The sequence below is a fragment of the Burkholderia sp. MSMB1588 genome, assembly GCF_001546925.1.
Taxonomy (GTDB): Bacteria; Pseudomonadota; Gammaproteobacteria; order Burkholderiales; family Burkholderiaceae; genus Burkholderia; species Burkholderia humptydooensis.
Map to the genome: position 1 here is coordinate 56,642 of NZ_LNJS01000004.1, position 16,335 is coordinate 72,976.

The following is a 16,335-nucleotide window of genomic DNA, read 5'->3' on the forward strand; positions in this document are numbered from 1 at the left end:
CTCGTGCTTACGAATCAGGGTCGAATTCGACACCATTCGACAGGCGCACATGTAACGAGAGTGCCATCAACGACGTGTCCGGTGGCAGTACAGGGGAAACAGCCAGCACTGTCGATGGCACGGTGACGACAGGGACAAATACCTGCGCTTCACTCACCGGAGCACGATGTGTTGGGCCTGGGATGTCGATTGATACGCCGTCTATCACCAGCGGGTCCGGTCTCGTTGGTGTTTGCAGTGTCTGCTGCTGATGGCGCGAGATCCAGCGGCGCAACTGGTTCGGATTGACGTCGTGCTCCATGGCCGCCCGGGCGATCGATACCTCCGGTTTCAAGCAAAACTCGACCAGCTCCCGGACGGCATCTTCACCAAATTCCCGCCGGCCATCCCGTCTGCGGCCAACTACCAGTCTGCTTCGAAGATCCTGTTTTTCTGTCATCACGGTCTGAGTGCATGTGTCCACGCGGACACTTAGCATCTGACCTTCTGCCTACCATTGGTAGGGCGTCGTTTATTGACGGCTTACGAAGGATTTGGTGGAACACGGTGTGCAGGTTGGCGTGCATCGCATCAAGCGATTGCGCAGAAAGCTTGGATTGCGTTGCAAGCAGAAATGCAAGTGCACGGAATCCTCGCCCGCTGCGGCCATCCGCTCAATACCAGCGTCGTCGAAGGCATCAACAACACCATCAAGGTCATCAAGCGTCGGGCTTACGGGTACCGCGACAACGAATATTTCTTCCTCAAGATCCGCGCCGCCTTCCCCGGAATTCCACGATGAACCAAAAAAAAGCGGTCGAAATGACAGAGCAAACCATTTATTTCCGGAATATAGGATCACAACGTTTGATCGTTTGGTGTGAGAAGGGCTGTTGGGGCACGTGTCTGGTCCCTGCGCATTTCGCGTGAAGACAACTCTATAACATATTGATTCATTGGGAGTTTGGTGCGTGACGTCAAAGGCACCAGGGCACTGCTAGCACGCGGGTATCAGGAGAGGGACGCGTGGCGGAGGTCTGGGTGAGTAACGGTGGCTCAAACATTCCGGAAATACATTGTCCTACCGGATGGGGTCCGAGTTGCCTACGATGATGTGACGATATGGCGGCGCCGATAACCGGTGATCGGCTCATGAGCGCTGGGGCGATCGAATGACGAGGGTGTTTCTGCGAGAGCGGAAGGCTGCCAGGTCGAACGAAGGGACATCTTGCCGGTGATGAAGTGATAGATATGATATGGAGTCCGAGGTAATGCTCCATGTGGAAAGTGAATTGGGTATCGCCGGTGGCGGCCGATGATGAAGAGATGATGACCCGCTGCGCGAGAAGGCGCGGCATTTGAAGAGGAGCGAAAAAACTTCGCCGATATGTAACATCGGCAAGATTTTATAATTGATAATCGAACTTCCCGTCGCCAGTAGATTTATTGTTGTTAAGAGATTTCGTTGTTCGACTCTTCAATAAAAGGTGAATGATATGAAAATCTTTGGCGTGATTGCTATATTGGTTTCCTTGATCTCAGCAAATGCTCAAGCCGCTGCGAACCCGGATTCTCTGAGAGATTCATTCGAGAAGACGTGCCTCGGGAAAGATGTGGATCGAGAGAAGTGCCTTACAGAGGGACAGGATTTTGGAATCTTTAAAACCAATAAACCACCTTATCATTTTCTTTTTATGCCAGTTGTTAGGATCAGTGGGATAGAGTCATCGGAGTTTTGGGATGGTAGCTATCCATCGTGGTTTTCAAACGCGTGGCGATACCGATATTTGGTGGCGGCGCATTTGGGTTCCGGGAGTTTGACGGCAGATAAAATATCAATTGCGATTAATTCAAAACAACGTCGTACGCAGAACCAACTGCATATTCATATGAGTTGCATTGGCCCGGGGGTTTCTGAAAAACTGGATGTAGTAGGAACTGAATGGATGGATGTTAAGATTAAGGATGCATCGGGTTACGAGCATACCTATCATGCTATCCGCATGCCTGGTGCTGATTTGCCGAGTTCGCTGAACTCCATGTTGCTCGATAAATATCCCGATATCCACAAAAAATTCGATCGTCAGGCAATTTTTGCAGCGGAAAATCGCGGTGCCGCAGTTGTGCTTGTTGGTGAGTATGATGAGAATGTTGAATATTCTGGCGCTGCGGAAGATCTTCAGCAGGCGTGTAAGTGATCGGTTTTCTTGCGTCGTGTTTATGTATAGTATAGGCATACTAACAGTGCATTGAGATATTTGTAAATTTATTGAGCGGATATTGAATCCTCTAAAATTCCGTGGGGTGTTAAATGAAGTCACTGCTATGTATATTTTTCTTGATGTTCTTAAGTCAATCATCTTTTGCGGCGACGGATAGCTGTAAGAGTGAGCGGAACAAAGGGGAGGTGGCTCGTTGTCATATTGAGCTTGCCTATAAAAATGCAACTGCTGGCTGTACTCACCCAGACGGGTCGACGGTGATGAGTGGCGCATGTAGTGGAGTTGTAATTCGCGCAACTGATACGAAAACAAAGGATGGTGAGGGGCATCCGGTATGGAGTTATATTGATAGGGGTGGGGTTTCATTTTCTTACTTGCGGATGGATTCGAATTTTAAGAGTTTTGCTTATGGACATGTAAATGGATTCATTATCTATCCTGTTGATCATACGCCTTCAGGGAAAGCGCCGGCAGCGATTAAGTGCGCGTTCCCGTTTGATGGTGATACGGTGAATCGCATCAATCTTAGTGATCGGCTGATGAGTATGTGTGGAATGAATCGGCACTTTGAGGAAAGTAGGCCGTGCAAGGATTTGAGTCCGCAAATTAAAAGTGATCAAGGTTGGTATGGTCATTACAAAAAATTCGCGACTGCGAGTGAGTTTCCAAATGTGCCGAGTTCTGCGGCGCATTCGTGCGGTTTTGTGCTTGACGGAAGTGATAGGGATGGCGTGGATGCATTTAATACATTCATTAATAGTAGAAATTATGCAATTAATGAAAATAACGCAGATGGTGCATATTTCAATGCCGAGAACGAGGTTGTTGTGAAGCAATGGGATTTGAATAAGGTGAGTGATATACCTATCGAGGCATTTTTTTATCAGGCGGGTTCTCCGGAGGGTTTGAAGAGTGCGCAAATTAATCAGATGGATTATTACAAGGCTGCTGGTGATCCGGTGCCGATTATAAAAATTACATTGCCTAATGATAACAAGGGGGCCGCTAAATTCGAGTATAGCGGTGATGATCAGGCAGTTCCTATCCCCTAAGCGTTCCTCCGGAGTCAATGGGGTATTTTTTGACTTTTTCCGGAAATGAATGGGCCTGGCCGATCGATAACGAATGGCCTTCACCGACTTTCGGACATACCCTTTCTGAGGCTTTGGCCGCTCGCCTTAGGGGGCGGTACGGTTGGTCACGCGACAGCGGGGGCTGCCCAGTCCTGGGGGGGCTTGTTTTTAACGTTCGCGGCGCGGATTGAATCAAGTGATTTGGCTTTGATATCGATAAAAAAAGCGGAGGAAATGATCCACCAAACCATCTATTTCCGGAATATGGGGCTACAACATTGCCAGATCGATACGAACAGCCGTACTCGGGCATGTACAGAGCAACTGCGGATCACCCGTAGTGGAAACACATAAGGTATTGATTAATTAGTGGTTTGTAGCATGACGCCAGAGGCGATGAAGGTGCCGTCAGCATCCGGCACAGGCGGGGGAAATAGGCGCGCGGCGGCAACCTGAGTCGGTAAAAGTGCCCGAAAACTCCGGAAATACATTGTCCTACCGGATGGGGTCCGAGTTGCCTACGATGATGTGACGATATGGCGGCGCCGATAACCGGTGATCGGCTCATGAGCGCTGGGGCGATTGAATGATGAGGGTGTTTCTGCGAGAGCGGAAGGCTGCCAGGTCGAACGAAGGGACATCTTGCCGGTGATGAAGTGATAGATATGATATGGAGTCCGAAGTAATGCTCCATATGGAAAGTGAACTGGGTATCGCCGGTGGCGGCCGATGATGAAGAGATGATGACCCGCTGCGCGAGAAGGCGCGGCATTTGAAGAGGAGCAACAAAAATGGCACTCGATCCGAAGACGATGGGCAACACGTATCCGATTCCGACGTACCGGTTTGTGGTATCGGTGGGCAAGGACCAGATGTGCTTTAGCAGCGTGTCGGGCCTGGACCAGTCGGTGCAGCTGGTGAAGTACCAGGACGGCTGCGGCAACCTGTACCAGATGCCGGGTCAGGTGGAGCCGCTGACGATCACGCTCAAGCGTGGGGTGATGCCCAAGCAGAGCCAGCTCTATACGTGGGTGAATTCGATCACGTTCAACCAGGTGGAGAAGAAGGACCTGTCGATCAGCTTGACGAACGAAACGGGCTCGGTGCTGCTGGTGACGTGGAGCGTGATGAATGCGTTTCCGACGAAGTGGACGGGTCCGAGCTTCGACGCAACGAGCAACGAGGTGGCGTTCGAAGAGGTGAGCTTGGCGGCTGACCGGCTGTCGGTGCAGTTCCATTGAGCGGCGCCAGGGTGAGTTGAACGGGATACGGATTGGGAGAGGGAATCATGGCGGATTACAAGGTACCTGGGGTGTATGTGGAGGAGCCGTTCGGGCTGTCGCTGTCGATTCAGACGGGACAGACGGCGGTGCCGGTGTTTGCGTTTGAGACGAAGACGACGTGGGGCGGCGCAATTGGCGACACCGTCAAGGACAGCGTGATTGATCACGCAGGGGTGACGGAGTTCGCGTCGTGGCTGGACGTGACGACGGTGCGGCAGCAGTACTGGAACAAGGCGTACGAGAAGGGACCTGGAGATGAGCAGACAAAGAAGTCGGCTGCCGATGCTGCGGTTGACAAATTCGACCGCGAAGTGGCGACCGATCACCTGTACCAGTCACTGAAGCTGTACTTCCAGAATGGCGGGGGGCACTGCTATATCGCCCCGGTGGAGACGCTCGAGGCTCTGGTGCCGGCGCTGGACGACGTGACGCTGCTGGTGCAGGCGGGGACGGATGTGAAGGTTTTCAGCGGAGAGGTCGGCAAGCTGTGCGGTGTCGGCAAGGCGTGTTTTGCGATCTATGACGGTCCGCAGAACGAACTGGCGAAGCCGGAGGATGTATCGGCTGCTGTACAGACAGAGAATTATCCGGATAACCCATATGCCGCAGTGTACTACCCGTGGCTGACGGTGTCGGGCACGGATGGCAAGCCCCTGGATGTACCGCCCAGCGGTGCAGTGGCGGGCGTGTATGCGCGGGTGGACCGCGAGCGCGGGGTGTGGAAGGCACCGGCGAACGTAGAGATTACCGGCGCGACGCCGAAGTACAAGGTGTCGGACTCGGTGGACGCAGAGTGCAATGTGCCGGCAAAGGGAGGCAAGTCGATCAACGTGATCCGCACGTTCCGAGGCACGGGGCCGCTGATCTGGGGGGCGCGCACGCTGCAGTCGAACCAGGGGACGTGGCGGTATGTCCCTGTGCGACGGCTGTTCAACGCGGCGGAGAAGGACATCAAGACGGCGATGAGCACGGCGCTGTTCGAGCCGAACAGTGCCCCGACGTGGGAGCGCGTGCGTGGTGCGGTGGAGAGCTACGTGCACGGGCTGTGGCAGCAGGGGGCGCTGCAGGGGGACGTGCCGTCACACGCGTACTTCGTGCAGATCGGACTGGGGACCACGATGACACAGGAGGACATCAACAGCGGCAGGATGAAACTGAAGGTGGGGCTGGCAGCGGTGCGGCCGGCGGAATTCATCGTGCTGCAGTTGACGCAGGACGTGGTGCCGGCCTGAGGGCAGGCGAGTTTGGCCGGAGGGCGCCGGTGGGCGCCGCTGTACACACCAGTTTGAGGATGGATCATGAGCGAAACGTATGCGGTGCCAGGTGTATATGTGACGGAGAGCAACGCGCTGGCGTTGAGTATTCAAAGCGGTGAGACGGCGGTGCCGGTATTTGCGGGTTTTTTCAATGCAATTCGTCCGTCCAAGCCTGATGCCCCGCTGGCGTGTGTGCGTATCGAGAGTTGGCTGGACTTTACCCAGCAGTTTGGCCCGTCCGACCGGATCACGATTGATCTCACGAAGAGCACTTGCCATTTGACGTCGTATATGGGCTCGGACAGTGTGCGCCTGTACTTCGACAACGGTGGCGGGCCGTGTTATGTGCTGAGTCTGGATCGCGACCGCACGGAACAATCGCAACACCGTCCTGACGTGATGGCGCAGATTGGACCGGCGATCGAGCAATGCCCGGACATTACGCTGCTGTGCTGGTGCGAGCACATCGACAAGGTAAACAAAAAGATCGATACGGCGGTGTATCAGGAATTGGGAAAGTTGCTGGGCGCGAGCGCGACGTCGGGCGGTAATCGCGGGATGTTTCTGCTGGCCGATGCGGGGGTGGCCGGCGATCCAGCGAAACCCAGCGACTGGACGATCAGTACGTCCTTGTCGGTGGCAGATAAAACGCAAGTGGCGACGTACTTTCCGTCGTTGTTGACAGGTTATGCGCGCGATACGAGCAACTATGTTGATCGTGGGGTGGTGGTAACGAATTTCCCGAATGATCAACTGAAGGAAGTGACGGATGCTCGGGTCACCCTGCGCGACGACAAGATCTCCGCGACGCTCGACGCGCTCAAGGAGAAATCCTCCGAGGAGAGCGTAAGCAAAATTATCGAATCGGTAAACAAGTTACTGGACGCCGATCATCTGCTCAGACTCTCTCAGGAAGCCGACCCGGTGGTCTTGCGCGCGAGCGTGGCGATGGCGGGGGTGTATGCGCGGGTGGATCGGGATCGTGGCGTGTGGAAGGCGCCGGCCAACGTTGGGTTGGTAGGAGTGGAGGATCTGGTTGTATTGGGGTTGAACGGGACTGACGAGTTCGTGCGGCCGATTCGCGTGGACGATGCACTGAACGGGAAACTGGTCGACGCGAAGATCAACGCGATTCGCACGTTCCGCGGCCGAGGGGTGATGGTGTGGGGGGCACGCACGATGGTTGATCCGCACCAAACGAACTGGCTGTATGTGCCGGTGCGACGCCTGTTCAATACGGTGGAGCGGGACGCGCGCGCGGCGCTGCGCACGGTGGTGTTCGAGCCGAACAGTGCGGTGACCTGGGAGTCGGTGCGCTGCGCGCTGGATCACTATCTGAATGCGCTGTGGCGCCAGGGCGCGCTGCAAGGCAACACGCCGACGCAGGCGTACTTCGTGCAGATCGGGCTGGGGAGCACGATGACGCAGGAGGACATCAACGAAGGCAAGATGATTGTCAAGATGGGGCTGGCGGCGGTACGGCCGGCGGAGTTCATCGTGCTGGAGCTGACACAAGACGTGGTGTCTGTCTGACGCATCGACGCGTCGGCAGATGGGTAGGACGGCGCCGCTGCGCGCGCTAACGAGAGGATGAATCATGGACGAAACGTATGCGGTGCCGGGTGTGTATGTGATGGAGAGCAACGCGCTGGCGTTGAGTATTCAAAGCGGCGAGACGGCGGTACCGGTGTTTGTGGGGTTTTTCAATGCAATTCACCCGCCCAAAGCGGAAGCGTCGCTGGCGTGTGTGCGTATTGAGAGCTGGCTGGACTTTACGCAGCAGTTTGGTTCGTCAGAACAGGTGCGTGTCATTGCCGACCAGAACCCGCCGAGTATCGACGCCAAGGCATCCTACGCTAACGTGGGCTCGTACAGCGTGCGCCTGTACTTCGAAAACGGTGGCGGACCGTGTTATGTGCTGGGCCTGAATCGAGAGCAGCTCGATAATCAGAAGGCGCAGATCGGTGCGGCAATTGAGAAGTGTCCGGACATCACGTTGCTGTGTTGGTGTGAGTACACCGACAAGGATTCTATTGTTTATGAGCAATTGGGCACCCTGCTGGGGGCGAGTGCGACATCGGGTGGCAATCGCGGGATGTTCTTGTTGGCCGATGCATGGCAGGAGTCGGGGAAATTTAAGGCGCCACAGGTTACCGAGGTGACGCAGGTTGCGACGTATTTCCCGGCGCTGCAAACGGGTTACGCGCGCACGTACAGTGATCAGGGTGTGACCGTTCAGATTTCCGTTGATCACAAAAAGGCATTCGAGGCATACGTTGCCCGACCGACTGGCGACGTGACGCTGGCCTATATTCGTCAAGTTTTTGAAGACGTCAAGGCAGGCAAACTGCATCGTCGTAAAGTTGGCGAGGATGATGTCGACGTGAACGGAGGTGCGCCGAATTTGGATAAAGACCCGCCTTGGAGAGTTTTGGAGCTTCTCTATTACGGGGTACTGCATGAAGTGCTGACCCCCTACTTAGCGCATTCCGGGCCCGTGATTGTACGCGCGAGCGTGGCGATGGCGGGGGTGTATGCGCGGGTGGATCGGGATCGTGGCGTGTGGAAGGCGCCAGCCAACGTGGGACTGAGCGGGCTAACGGATCTGGTTTCCGTCGAGCCGGGTGGTAAGAGCCCGACGTCGATTCGTGTGGATGACTTGCTGAACGGGAAACTGGTCGACGCGAAGATCAACGCGATTCGCGCGTTCCGAGGCCAGGGGGTGATGGTGTGGGGCGCACGCACAATGGTCGATCCGCATCAAACGAATTGGCTGTATGTGTCGGTCCGACGCTTGTTCAACACGGTGGAGCGGGATGCGCGCGCGGCGCTGCGCACGATGGTGTTTGAACCGAACAGTGCGGTGACCTGGGAGTCGGTGCGCGGCGCGTTGGATCACTACCTGAATGCGCTGTGGCGCCAGGGTGCGCTGCAGGGTGATACGCCGACGCAGGCGTACTTCGTGCAGATCGGACTGGGGAGCACGATGACGCAGGAGGACATCGACCGCGGCAAGATGATCGTCAAGATGGGGCTGGCGGTGGTGCGGCCAGCGGAGTTTATCGTGCTCGAGTTGACACAGGACGTGGTCGCGGCATAACGCCAAGCAGAACGAACAGGAGAGGGTGATGAGCGACGTATATACCGTACCAGGGGTGTCGGTGTCGGAGATCGGCGGACGATCCCTGGCGGTCGTAGCGGGCGAGACGGCGGTGCCTGTGCTGGTGGGGCGGTTCTACGACACGGCGGGCCAGCTGTGTGCGTTGGATGGATGCGAACGGGTTGAGAGCTGGATGGCGTTTGGTCGGCGGTATATGACGGGGCCGTTCGTGATGACGGTAGCGGGGAAATCGCCGGAAACGCGCGCGTCATCTCCGCTTTATCGTAGTGCCGACAGCGTGCGTCTGTATTTCGAGAACGGCGGAGGGCCGTGCTACGTGGTGTCGGTGCCGGAGCCGGAGGATACGAAACGGACTGCGTTGCCGGAGCGGATTCGTGCATGTCCGGAGATCTCGTTGTTGGTGTGGTGCGAGTGTGAAGCAAAGCCGGAAGGTGATCATGCGGTCTACACCGCATTGGGTACCTTGTTGTCGGCGGGCGCGAACAATGCGGGATATTTCCTGTTGACCGACGGCGAGCAGCAAAATGACGGGGGCGTGACGGCACGGTCGACGTCGGTTGCGACGCAGACGGCGGTCTACTACCCGGGGCTGGATGCCGCAGCGACGTCGACGGCGACGGCCTACTTTTCGGGGCTGAGCGCCAGGTTCTGGGGCGCCACGACGCTGACGGCCGAGGTGCTCGAACAAGTCATCGAGCGTAAAGCAATCACGGACCTCGAAGAGTTGGAGAAAGAGTTTGAATCGATTTTTCCATCGCCTCACCGCAATTCTCGCCGGGCAGCCAAGGAGAACGCCCGCGCGCTTGGAGAATTGTTGGTCGCACGCGTTGAAGCACTGACCGAAGACTGGCTGATGATGGACTTGCCGCTACGCACGAGTGTGGCGATGGCGGGAGTGATCGCGCGGGTGGACCGTGAGCGTGGGGTGTGGAAAGCGCCGGCCAACGTGGTGGTGCAGGGCAGTACGCGGGGTTGGCGGACCTGCAAACGGGTGAAGCGGTGCGCGTGGACGATGCGTTGAACACGAAGCTGGTCTATGCCGGGATCAATGCGCTGCGCGCTCTTAGCGGCTTGGGGGGCTGGCATGGGGCGCACGCACGCAGGCGCCGGCGGCGCAGACGGCGTGGCGCTATGTGTCGGTGCGCCGGTTGTGCAACGCGGTGGAGCGTGACCTGCGCGAAATGTTGCGCGCGGTGGTATTTGAGCTCAATAGTGCGGTGACGTGGGAGACGGTGCGCGGTGCGGCGGATCACTACCTCCACGGGTTGTGGCGTCAAGGGGCGCTGCAGGGCGAGGCGGTGGAGCACGCGTATTTCGTATCGATCGGCCCGGGGGTGACGATGCGCGCGGAAGACATCACTGACGGCTGGTTGGTGCTGAAGGTGGGCGTAGCGGCAGTGCGGCCGGCGGAGTTCATCGTACTGGAACTGACGCAAGACGGGATGGCGGGTTAGCGCTTGCTGGACAGCGGCAAGGTGGGGTGGGTGAGGTTAATCCGACAGCCGGTACCCGGTACCGATGGCCGCTGCGGCGGTGAGAGCGGACGGGCAGCGAACACAATGAGGAGAGCAGCGCCATGGGTGAAGGTGCAATGAGTGATCAGGCGTGGCTGGAGCCGGGCGTACGGCTGACGCAGGCGGTGGTACCTGGCGACGGATGGAGTGATGAGTTGCCGAGTGCGGTGCCGGTGTTTATCGGATGGACGGTGCCGCGTAATGATCCGGATACTGCTCACTGGCTGAATGTGGCGTCGTGGGACCAGGTGCAAGCCGAGGCGATGGCGTGGCCGCAGGTGCTGCGCGACACGGTGCAGCATTATTTCGACAACGGGGGAGGGCCCTGCTTTGTGTTGGCGGCCCAGCTGCCCGAGGATCTGGAGGCGTTCAGTTTGTGGTCGACGCTGGTGCAGGAGGCCACTGCCCGAGTGCTGGGCGAACCGACGATCACGCTGGTGGCGGTGCCGCAACTGGCGGGACTGGTCGATTCGCTCGTGAAACCTGGAGAGGTTGGTGCGAAGCTGATTGATGCGTGGAAGCAACTGTTGAGTGCGTGTGCCAGCAGACCGGAGCTGTTTTTTGTGCTGGATGCACCCGCCGAGCCGTCTACTGCACGTGCTTGCTTGGAACTGTTGCGTGGCGAAAAATCGCTGGGCGAGCTGGGGCAGCGCGCGGCGCTGTACGGACCGCATCTGGTGACGGATTACCGTCAACCTGTGCAGGCCGGGGCCAGCGGGGACGAGAAAGGCGGGTTTCGTGTGGTGCCGCCGTGTGGCGCGGTATTGGGCGTGTATGTCCGCACGGATGCGACGTCGGGCGTGTGGAAGGCGCCGGCCAATGAAGCACTCGCGCACGTGGTGAAGCCGCGGGTGCGTGAGACATTGACGAGTGGCTGGTTTGATGTGTCGAAGGTAACGATCAACCTGATCCGCAGCTTTGCGGGGCGTGGCACGCGCGTCTGGGGGGGCCGAACGTTGGACGGGAGAGAGGGGTCGCCGTTTCGTTACGTGCAGGTGCGTCGTGCGCTGACGTGGATCGAGGTGAACCTGAAACAGATTTGCCGGTTTGCCGTGTTCGAGCCCAACCATGAAATCACCTGGTTTCAGTTGCGTGGTCTGTGCGGCGCATGGTTGCGGCGCCTGTGGCTGGATGGGGGGCTCGCCGGTGCGGACGAGGCGGATGCGTATGTGGTGCGGGTGGGCCTGAACACGAGCATGACGGCCACGGATATCGAGGACGGGCGGTTGATCGTCAAGGTCGGGGTCGCGCTGCTTCATGCGGCGGAGTTCATCGAGGTGAAGTTGGTGTTGCAGGTGGGTGAGACACATGCTGGCGAGGCCGATCAAGGGGGGAGCAAATGGGCGTGAATCCGAATCTGTGGGACTTGAAGGTGCCGGATGTAAGAGCACCGGATTTTAATAGTCCATTGATGGCGGCGCCGATGTTGTCGCACCGGTTCGTCGCGACGTTTTTCATCAAAGGAATTCCGAGCCCGTTCGATGTGCGGTTTGCGCGGGTGTCGGGGCTGGGGCGCGAGATGCAGGTGACGGGGTTGCGCGAAGGGGGGGATAACCTCGGGGTGGTCAATCTCGCCGAACGGGTGACGCATGGCACGCTGGTGCTGGAACGTGGCGTGATGGCGGTCTCGCCGGTCACGCTGCTGTTCAATCGGGTGCTGGGGCAGTTCAAGAGCACGTATATCAACGTGGTGATCGTGTTGCTGAACGGGCAGCGGTTGCCGGTCTGTAGCTGGACGGTGACGGAGGCGTTGCCGGTCAAATGGCAGACAGGGAACCTGGATGCGTCGGGCAGCACGGTGTTGGTCGATACGCTGGAGCTGGCGTACCGGGAAATGCACTGGGCCGGGGTGACAGGATGACGCTGGAGATTCGTGAGTTGGTGATCGAAGCGCGGGTGGTCGACGACACGTCATCGAGCCGAGCGGTCGCAGTGGACAAGACGATCAGCGATGCGGAGCGGGCGAAATTGGTCGAGCAGGTAGCGCGCCGGGTCCTGGAGTGGTTGAGCGAACAACGGGAGCGACTGTAATGGGACTGCTCGAACGCGGGTTGGCAAAACTGAAGCTGGAGGCGTACACGTCGGAAGGGCAGGTGTCGAAGCTGGGCTCAATCAAGGCGATGTACAACCCGGAATCGGTGTACCTCGATTACGAGGCGAAATATGGAGATGCCGCGGGTGTCAACCAGCATGAAGAGGTCAGTTGGTACCAGCGAGTTGCTGTGCCAACACTGACGCTGGATTTGATTCTGGATGCACGCGGACCGCGTGGCGGGTCACCGGTCGATGAGCAACTGAGCGATTTGCGTGCGATGTGTTTCACAGTAGGTAGTAAAGCAGAGGCGCCGTATCTGCGGGTGACATGGGGCAAGATGAGCTGGCATGGGCACGGGTACTTTGATGCTCGCGCGGTCTCATTGTCGGTGGCCTATACCTTGTTCGACCGGAATGCCTCGCCGCTGCGTGCGACGGCGAAACTGGTGCTGCGGGCCAAGACGAGCGACGAAATGGCCAAGTTCAAGGCGCTGAAGGAGTCGCCGCAAATGGAAGAAGTCAAGGACAAGATGTCACTACCGCAGACGGTGCCGGACGGGGGGCAAAGCGAGTACCTGGAGCTGGCGGCCCAAAACGACTTGAACCACCTGAGCGATCTGAAGCCGGGCGATACGCTGGTTTACACCAAGAAGTAACGGCACCTGGGGGAGAAGATGAATATCAGATCGTTCAAGAGCCGGATCTCGCAGGTCGCGAAGAAAGTCGAGGACACGGCGACGCAAGCGGTGTCGGACGCGAGCCAGGCGGTATCGGATCAGGTGTCGCAGGCGGCGGGTTCGGCACAAGACGCGTTGGGCGGGTCGTTGAACGGGTGGGCCGACAAGGTGGGGCAGGCCGCCGAGCTGGCTGGCGGGGCGGCCGGTCTGATGGACACGGCAAACAGCATGCGCTCGAAGGGTAGCAAGAGCGCGGCGACGGACGCAGGGGTGCCGGCCGAGGTGGCGGTGCAATTCGGTGGCCAAAAGCTGGACCCGAATAAAGTGATGGTGGAGCGGATCGAGACCCGGCACGCGGTCAACGAAATCCCGTCGGCGACGGTGGTGCTGATCGCGCCGCAGGTGGCGCATGACGATGACGCGACCTTTGACCGGTTGCTTTCGCAGTGCGAGGTGGGGAAAGCGGCGAGCGTGACGGTGAACAAGAAAAAGGTGTTCACGGGGCAGGTGGGAGCAACCGAGATTCGTTCGAGTGAGGAGGGTCGACGTATCAAGGTACGACTTAAACCGAGCTTGCACGGGTTGAAGGCGACAGTGCGCAGTCGGATCTGGAAGCCCGGGCCGGATGCCACGGTGATCAAGCAGGTGCTGGGCGAGCATCAGGTCAAGGCAACGGTCACCCTGGCGGCAGACGAGCCGGCGCAGCGGGCACAGTGGAGCTGCTCGGACTGGCAATTCGTGCGGGCGGTGCTCGGACAGCACGGCGCATGGATGTGGCCGCAAGTGGACGGTAGTGTGAAGGTGCAGGCGCCCAGGCTTGGGGGCAAGACCCATTGGGTCGGGGCCAAGCCAGCGGCGGGTAACGCGACGGCGCTGGATATCGAATGGAAATACTCCGGGCTAGTGCAGCCCAAGGAGCTGGCTGGCAAGAGCTGGGACCTGGCCAAGCAGGCGGCGGTATCGAAAACGGCCAAAGCGGCGACGCTGGGGGAAGGGGGCTTAAGGCCAGCGAGTGTAAAAGCCTCGGGCGGCGCAGGATTGGTGCTGATGATGGGGCAGTGGGAATCGGCGCTGCATCAGGCGGCGGTCGATGGCTGGTTGGCTGCGCAGCATGCGCAGGCGGTGCGTGCGACGCTGACGCTGGTCGGGTGTCAGCCGTATGCGGTGGGTGACACGCTGGAGCTGACTGGATTCGGCGCGCATCTGAACGGCAAGGCGATGATTACGCGTGTCGAGGTGATCTGCGATTTGGAGAGCCGGGTCGGGAAGACGATCGTCGGGGTGGGGCTGGATGAGGAGGCGGCGCTGGCACCGCCGTTGCCAACGCCAGCAGGATTGGTGATGGGCAAGGTGGCGAAGTTTCAGGCGGATCCGAAGAAGGGATGGAACCGATTGCCGGTGACGGTGCCGATGCTGGGGCCGGATATCTTGTGGGCGCGCATGGGGCATGTGTATGCGAGCAAGAACAGTGGTGTGACGTTCTATCCGGAGGCGGACGATGAGGTGGCGCTAGGCTTTGTGGGGGGCGACGCGGTGATTGTGGCGTCGCTGCATAACCCGAAGCTGAGCGCGGCGATCGAGCCGAGTGCGAAGAATGCGAAGAAGGGGATCGTGTTGCGGCATGAGGGCAAGCGCGCGGAGCTGAGCTTTGATCGGGACAAGCACGAGGCAATGTGGGTGGTGGGCGATGACAAGAAGCCGGAGCAGCAGGTGGTGGTGCATCTGGCCAAAGGGGTGGCGGTGACGAACCTGAAAGGGGACGTCAAGATCGATGTGAAGGAGGGGGGCGCGGAGTGGACGACGAAGAAGACCGTGGCGCTGAAGGCCGACGAGAAGGTGACCGTGTCAGGCAAGACCGGGGTGACGGTGGACAGCGACAAGAACGTGGCGTTAGAGGCGAAGGATCGCCTGACCGGCCAGGGCAAGACGAGTGTGACGCTCTCGAGCGAGAAGGGACAGTTGGCGCTCTCGCCGGAGAAGGCGACGCTCTCGGCCAATGAAACGAAGGTGACGGGCACGATGACGGTGACGATCAACGGCAAAGAGGTGGTCAAGGCGGAAGGGGCAAAGGTGTCGCTCAAGGGGGAGGCCGAGGTGAGCATCGGCGCGCCGAAGGTGGCGATCGACGGCACGGCCGAGGCGAGCGTCAAGGCGCTGGAAGTGAAGGTGGAAGGGCAGATGACGGACGTGGGCGGCAGCGGGATCACGAACGTGAAGGGGAGCCTGGTCAACCTGGGCTGACCGAGCTGGATGCGGATGCGAAGGAGTAGATGATGAGCAATCAGGATAACGAACTGACAAGAGTGTACGGCGCGGGCTGGAAGTTTCCGCTGACGTTCGATCTGCAGGGCCCGAGCACCGACCAGGATATTAACGAACGTAGCGCGGTGGTGATGTCGACGGGCGCAGATAACGTCGCGCAGAGTCTGGGGATACTGTTCCAGACGCAGCCGGGCGAGCGGATCATGCGCGCGAGCTATGGCTGTGACATGCAATCGATGGTGTTCGAGAACGTGTCGGAGGGGACGCTGGCGTCATTGCACAGCCGGATCTCGGAAAGCGTGGCGCGCTATGAACCGCGCGCCGAAGGGGTGACCATCGACATGCAGGAAGACCCGCAGCAGGCGGGGAGCTTGCGAATCACGGTGACGTATCGATTGGCGGGGCAGACGCAGCAGGTGTCGGGGACGTTGAACCTACTGGACGGCGCGGGCGGAGGCTGGGACTCATGGGCGACCTTGTAGTGGCGACGGGCGACTTGGTGATCTTCGAGCCGACGTTCGGAAATCGGACTTTGTTGGCGCCGGCGCAGGCGGTGTTGGCTGGCACGGGGCGGTTCATGGTGATGGGCAAGCCCGGTTGTGTGATTACTGACCTTGCGAAGGTGGTGGTGCCCGGGGTGCCGTACACAGCGGGCAACTTTACGATACCGGGTGTCGGAATGGTTCAGTTGGTGATGGCGGGACCGGACCAGGTGGCCAAGAAGGTGCTAAGTGGGCCGCCGGTGCTGCTCAAGGGGGGAGGATGTCAGGCGATGTTCATCCCGACGGCGCCGGCGACGGATCCCTCCTCGGGGGCGCCGGACCCAACAGTCGGTGTGCCGACGCCGGGCAAGGGGCGGTTCGTGGTGACGCAGGTGAAGGTGAAGGCCGCCTGATGCGCCGGGAAGCGAGCCG

16 protein-coding genes and 1 pseudogene are annotated in these 16,335 nt (G+C 59.0%); 16 read left to right on the top strand and 1 reads right to left on the bottom strand.

Annotated features, from left to right (window positions below; translation table 11 throughout):
- Positions 1-7: 7 nt before the first annotated feature.
- The gene (locus WS92_RS33915) at positions 8-439 is read right to left on the bottom strand and encodes a transposase (protein ID WP_231755848.1); all 432 of its coding nucleotides are present in this window, start codon (positions 437-439) and stop codon (positions 8-10) included.
- Between the two features lie 183 nt (positions 440-622).
- Between WS92_RS33915 and WS92_RS29750 the strand changes: the two are divergent.
- The 16 genes and pseudogenes from WS92_RS29750 to WS92_RS29815 all read left to right on the top strand — a co-directional run.
- A pseudogene (locus WS92_RS29750) lies at positions 623-781 on the top strand (transposase); the annotation flags it as partial.
- Between the two features lie 694 nt (positions 782-1,475).
- Complete coding sequence (locus WS92_RS33920; RefSeq protein WP_082743474.1) at positions 1,476-2,177, top strand: CDP-diacylglycerol diphosphatase; 702 nt, start codon at positions 1,476-1,478, stop codon at positions 2,175-2,177.
- 113 nt (positions 2,178-2,290) lie between these two features.
- On the top strand, positions 2,291-3,253 hold the full coding sequence (locus tag WS92_RS35375; protein WP_141668122.1) for a hypothetical protein: 963 nt from the start codon (positions 2,291-2,293) through the stop codon (positions 3,251-3,253).
- 812 nt (positions 3,254-4,065) lie between these two features.
- On the top strand, positions 4,066-4,515 hold the full coding sequence (locus WS92_RS29760; RefSeq protein WP_059928543.1) for a phage tail protein: 450 nt from the start codon (positions 4,066-4,068) through the stop codon (positions 4,513-4,515).
- A 47-nt stretch (positions 4,516-4,562) separates the two neighbouring features.
- Complete coding sequence (locus tag WS92_RS29765) at positions 4,563-5,789, top strand: phage tail sheath family protein (RefSeq protein WP_059928805.1); 1,227 nt, start codon at positions 4,563-4,565, stop codon at positions 5,787-5,789.
- 66 nt (positions 5,790-5,855) lie between these two features.
- Positions 5,856-7,346 (top strand): phage tail sheath family protein, encoded by a 1,491-nt coding sequence (locus tag WS92_RS29770; RefSeq protein ID WP_082743475.1) that lies wholly within the window; start codon positions 5,856-5,858, stop codon positions 7,344-7,346.
- Between the two features lie 64 nt (positions 7,347-7,410).
- Entirely contained in the window at positions 7,411-8,913 is a 1,503-nt protein-coding gene (locus WS92_RS29775; RefSeq protein ID WP_059928549.1) for a phage tail sheath family protein, read from the top strand.
- A gap of 28 nt (positions 8,914-8,941) precedes the next feature.
- Positions 8,942-9,955 (top strand): hypothetical protein, encoded by a 1,014-nt coding sequence (locus WS92_RS29780; protein ID WP_059928552.1) that lies wholly within the window; start codon positions 8,942-8,944, stop codon positions 9,953-9,955.
- Between the two features lie 139 nt (positions 9,956-10,094).
- The gene (locus WS92_RS29785) at positions 10,095-10,388 is read left to right on the top strand and encodes a phage tail sheath C-terminal domain-containing protein (protein ID WP_059928555.1); all 294 of its coding nucleotides are present in this window, start codon (positions 10,095-10,097) and stop codon (positions 10,386-10,388) included.
- A 122-nt stretch (positions 10,389-10,510) separates the two neighbouring features.
- Positions 10,511-11,797, top strand: coding sequence for a phage tail sheath family protein (locus WS92_RS29790; RefSeq protein WP_082743477.1), 1,287 nt, complete (start codon positions 10,511-10,513; stop codon positions 11,795-11,797).
- 62 nt (positions 11,798-11,859) lie between these two features.
- Entirely contained in the window at positions 11,860-12,309 is a 450-nt protein-coding gene (locus WS92_RS29795) for a phage tail protein (protein ID WP_059928560.1), read from the top strand.
- Positions 12,306-12,479, top strand: a complete 174-nt coding sequence (locus WS92_RS36020; protein WP_171845260.1) for a DUF5908 family protein — start codon at positions 12,306-12,308, stop codon at positions 12,477-12,479. The genes WS92_RS29795 and WS92_RS36020 overlap by 4 nt, the downstream gene beginning before the upstream one ends.
- Positions 12,479-13,138: a CIS tube protein gene (locus WS92_RS29800; protein WP_059928563.1), complete on the top strand. Its 660-nt coding sequence runs from the start codon at positions 12,479-12,481 to the stop codon at positions 13,136-13,138. The genes WS92_RS36020 and WS92_RS29800 overlap by 1 nt, the downstream gene beginning before the upstream one ends.
- Positions 13,139-13,156: 18 nt before the next feature.
- Positions 13,157-15,400: a contractile injection system protein, VgrG/Pvc8 family gene (locus WS92_RS29805; RefSeq protein WP_059928567.1), complete on the top strand. Its 2,244-nt coding sequence runs from the start codon at positions 13,157-13,159 to the stop codon at positions 15,398-15,400.
- A 32-nt stretch (positions 15,401-15,432) separates the two neighbouring features.
- On the top strand, positions 15,433-15,903 hold the full coding sequence (locus WS92_RS29810) for a GPW/gp25 family protein (RefSeq protein WP_171845261.1): 471 nt from the start codon (positions 15,433-15,435) through the stop codon (positions 15,901-15,903).
- The gene (locus WS92_RS29815; RefSeq protein ID WP_059928572.1) at positions 15,888-16,316 is read left to right on the top strand and encodes a hypothetical protein; all 429 of its coding nucleotides are present in this window, start codon (positions 15,888-15,890) and stop codon (positions 16,314-16,316) included. The genes WS92_RS29810 and WS92_RS29815 overlap by 16 nt, the downstream gene beginning before the upstream one ends.
- Positions 16,317-16,335 lie beyond the last annotated feature (19 nt).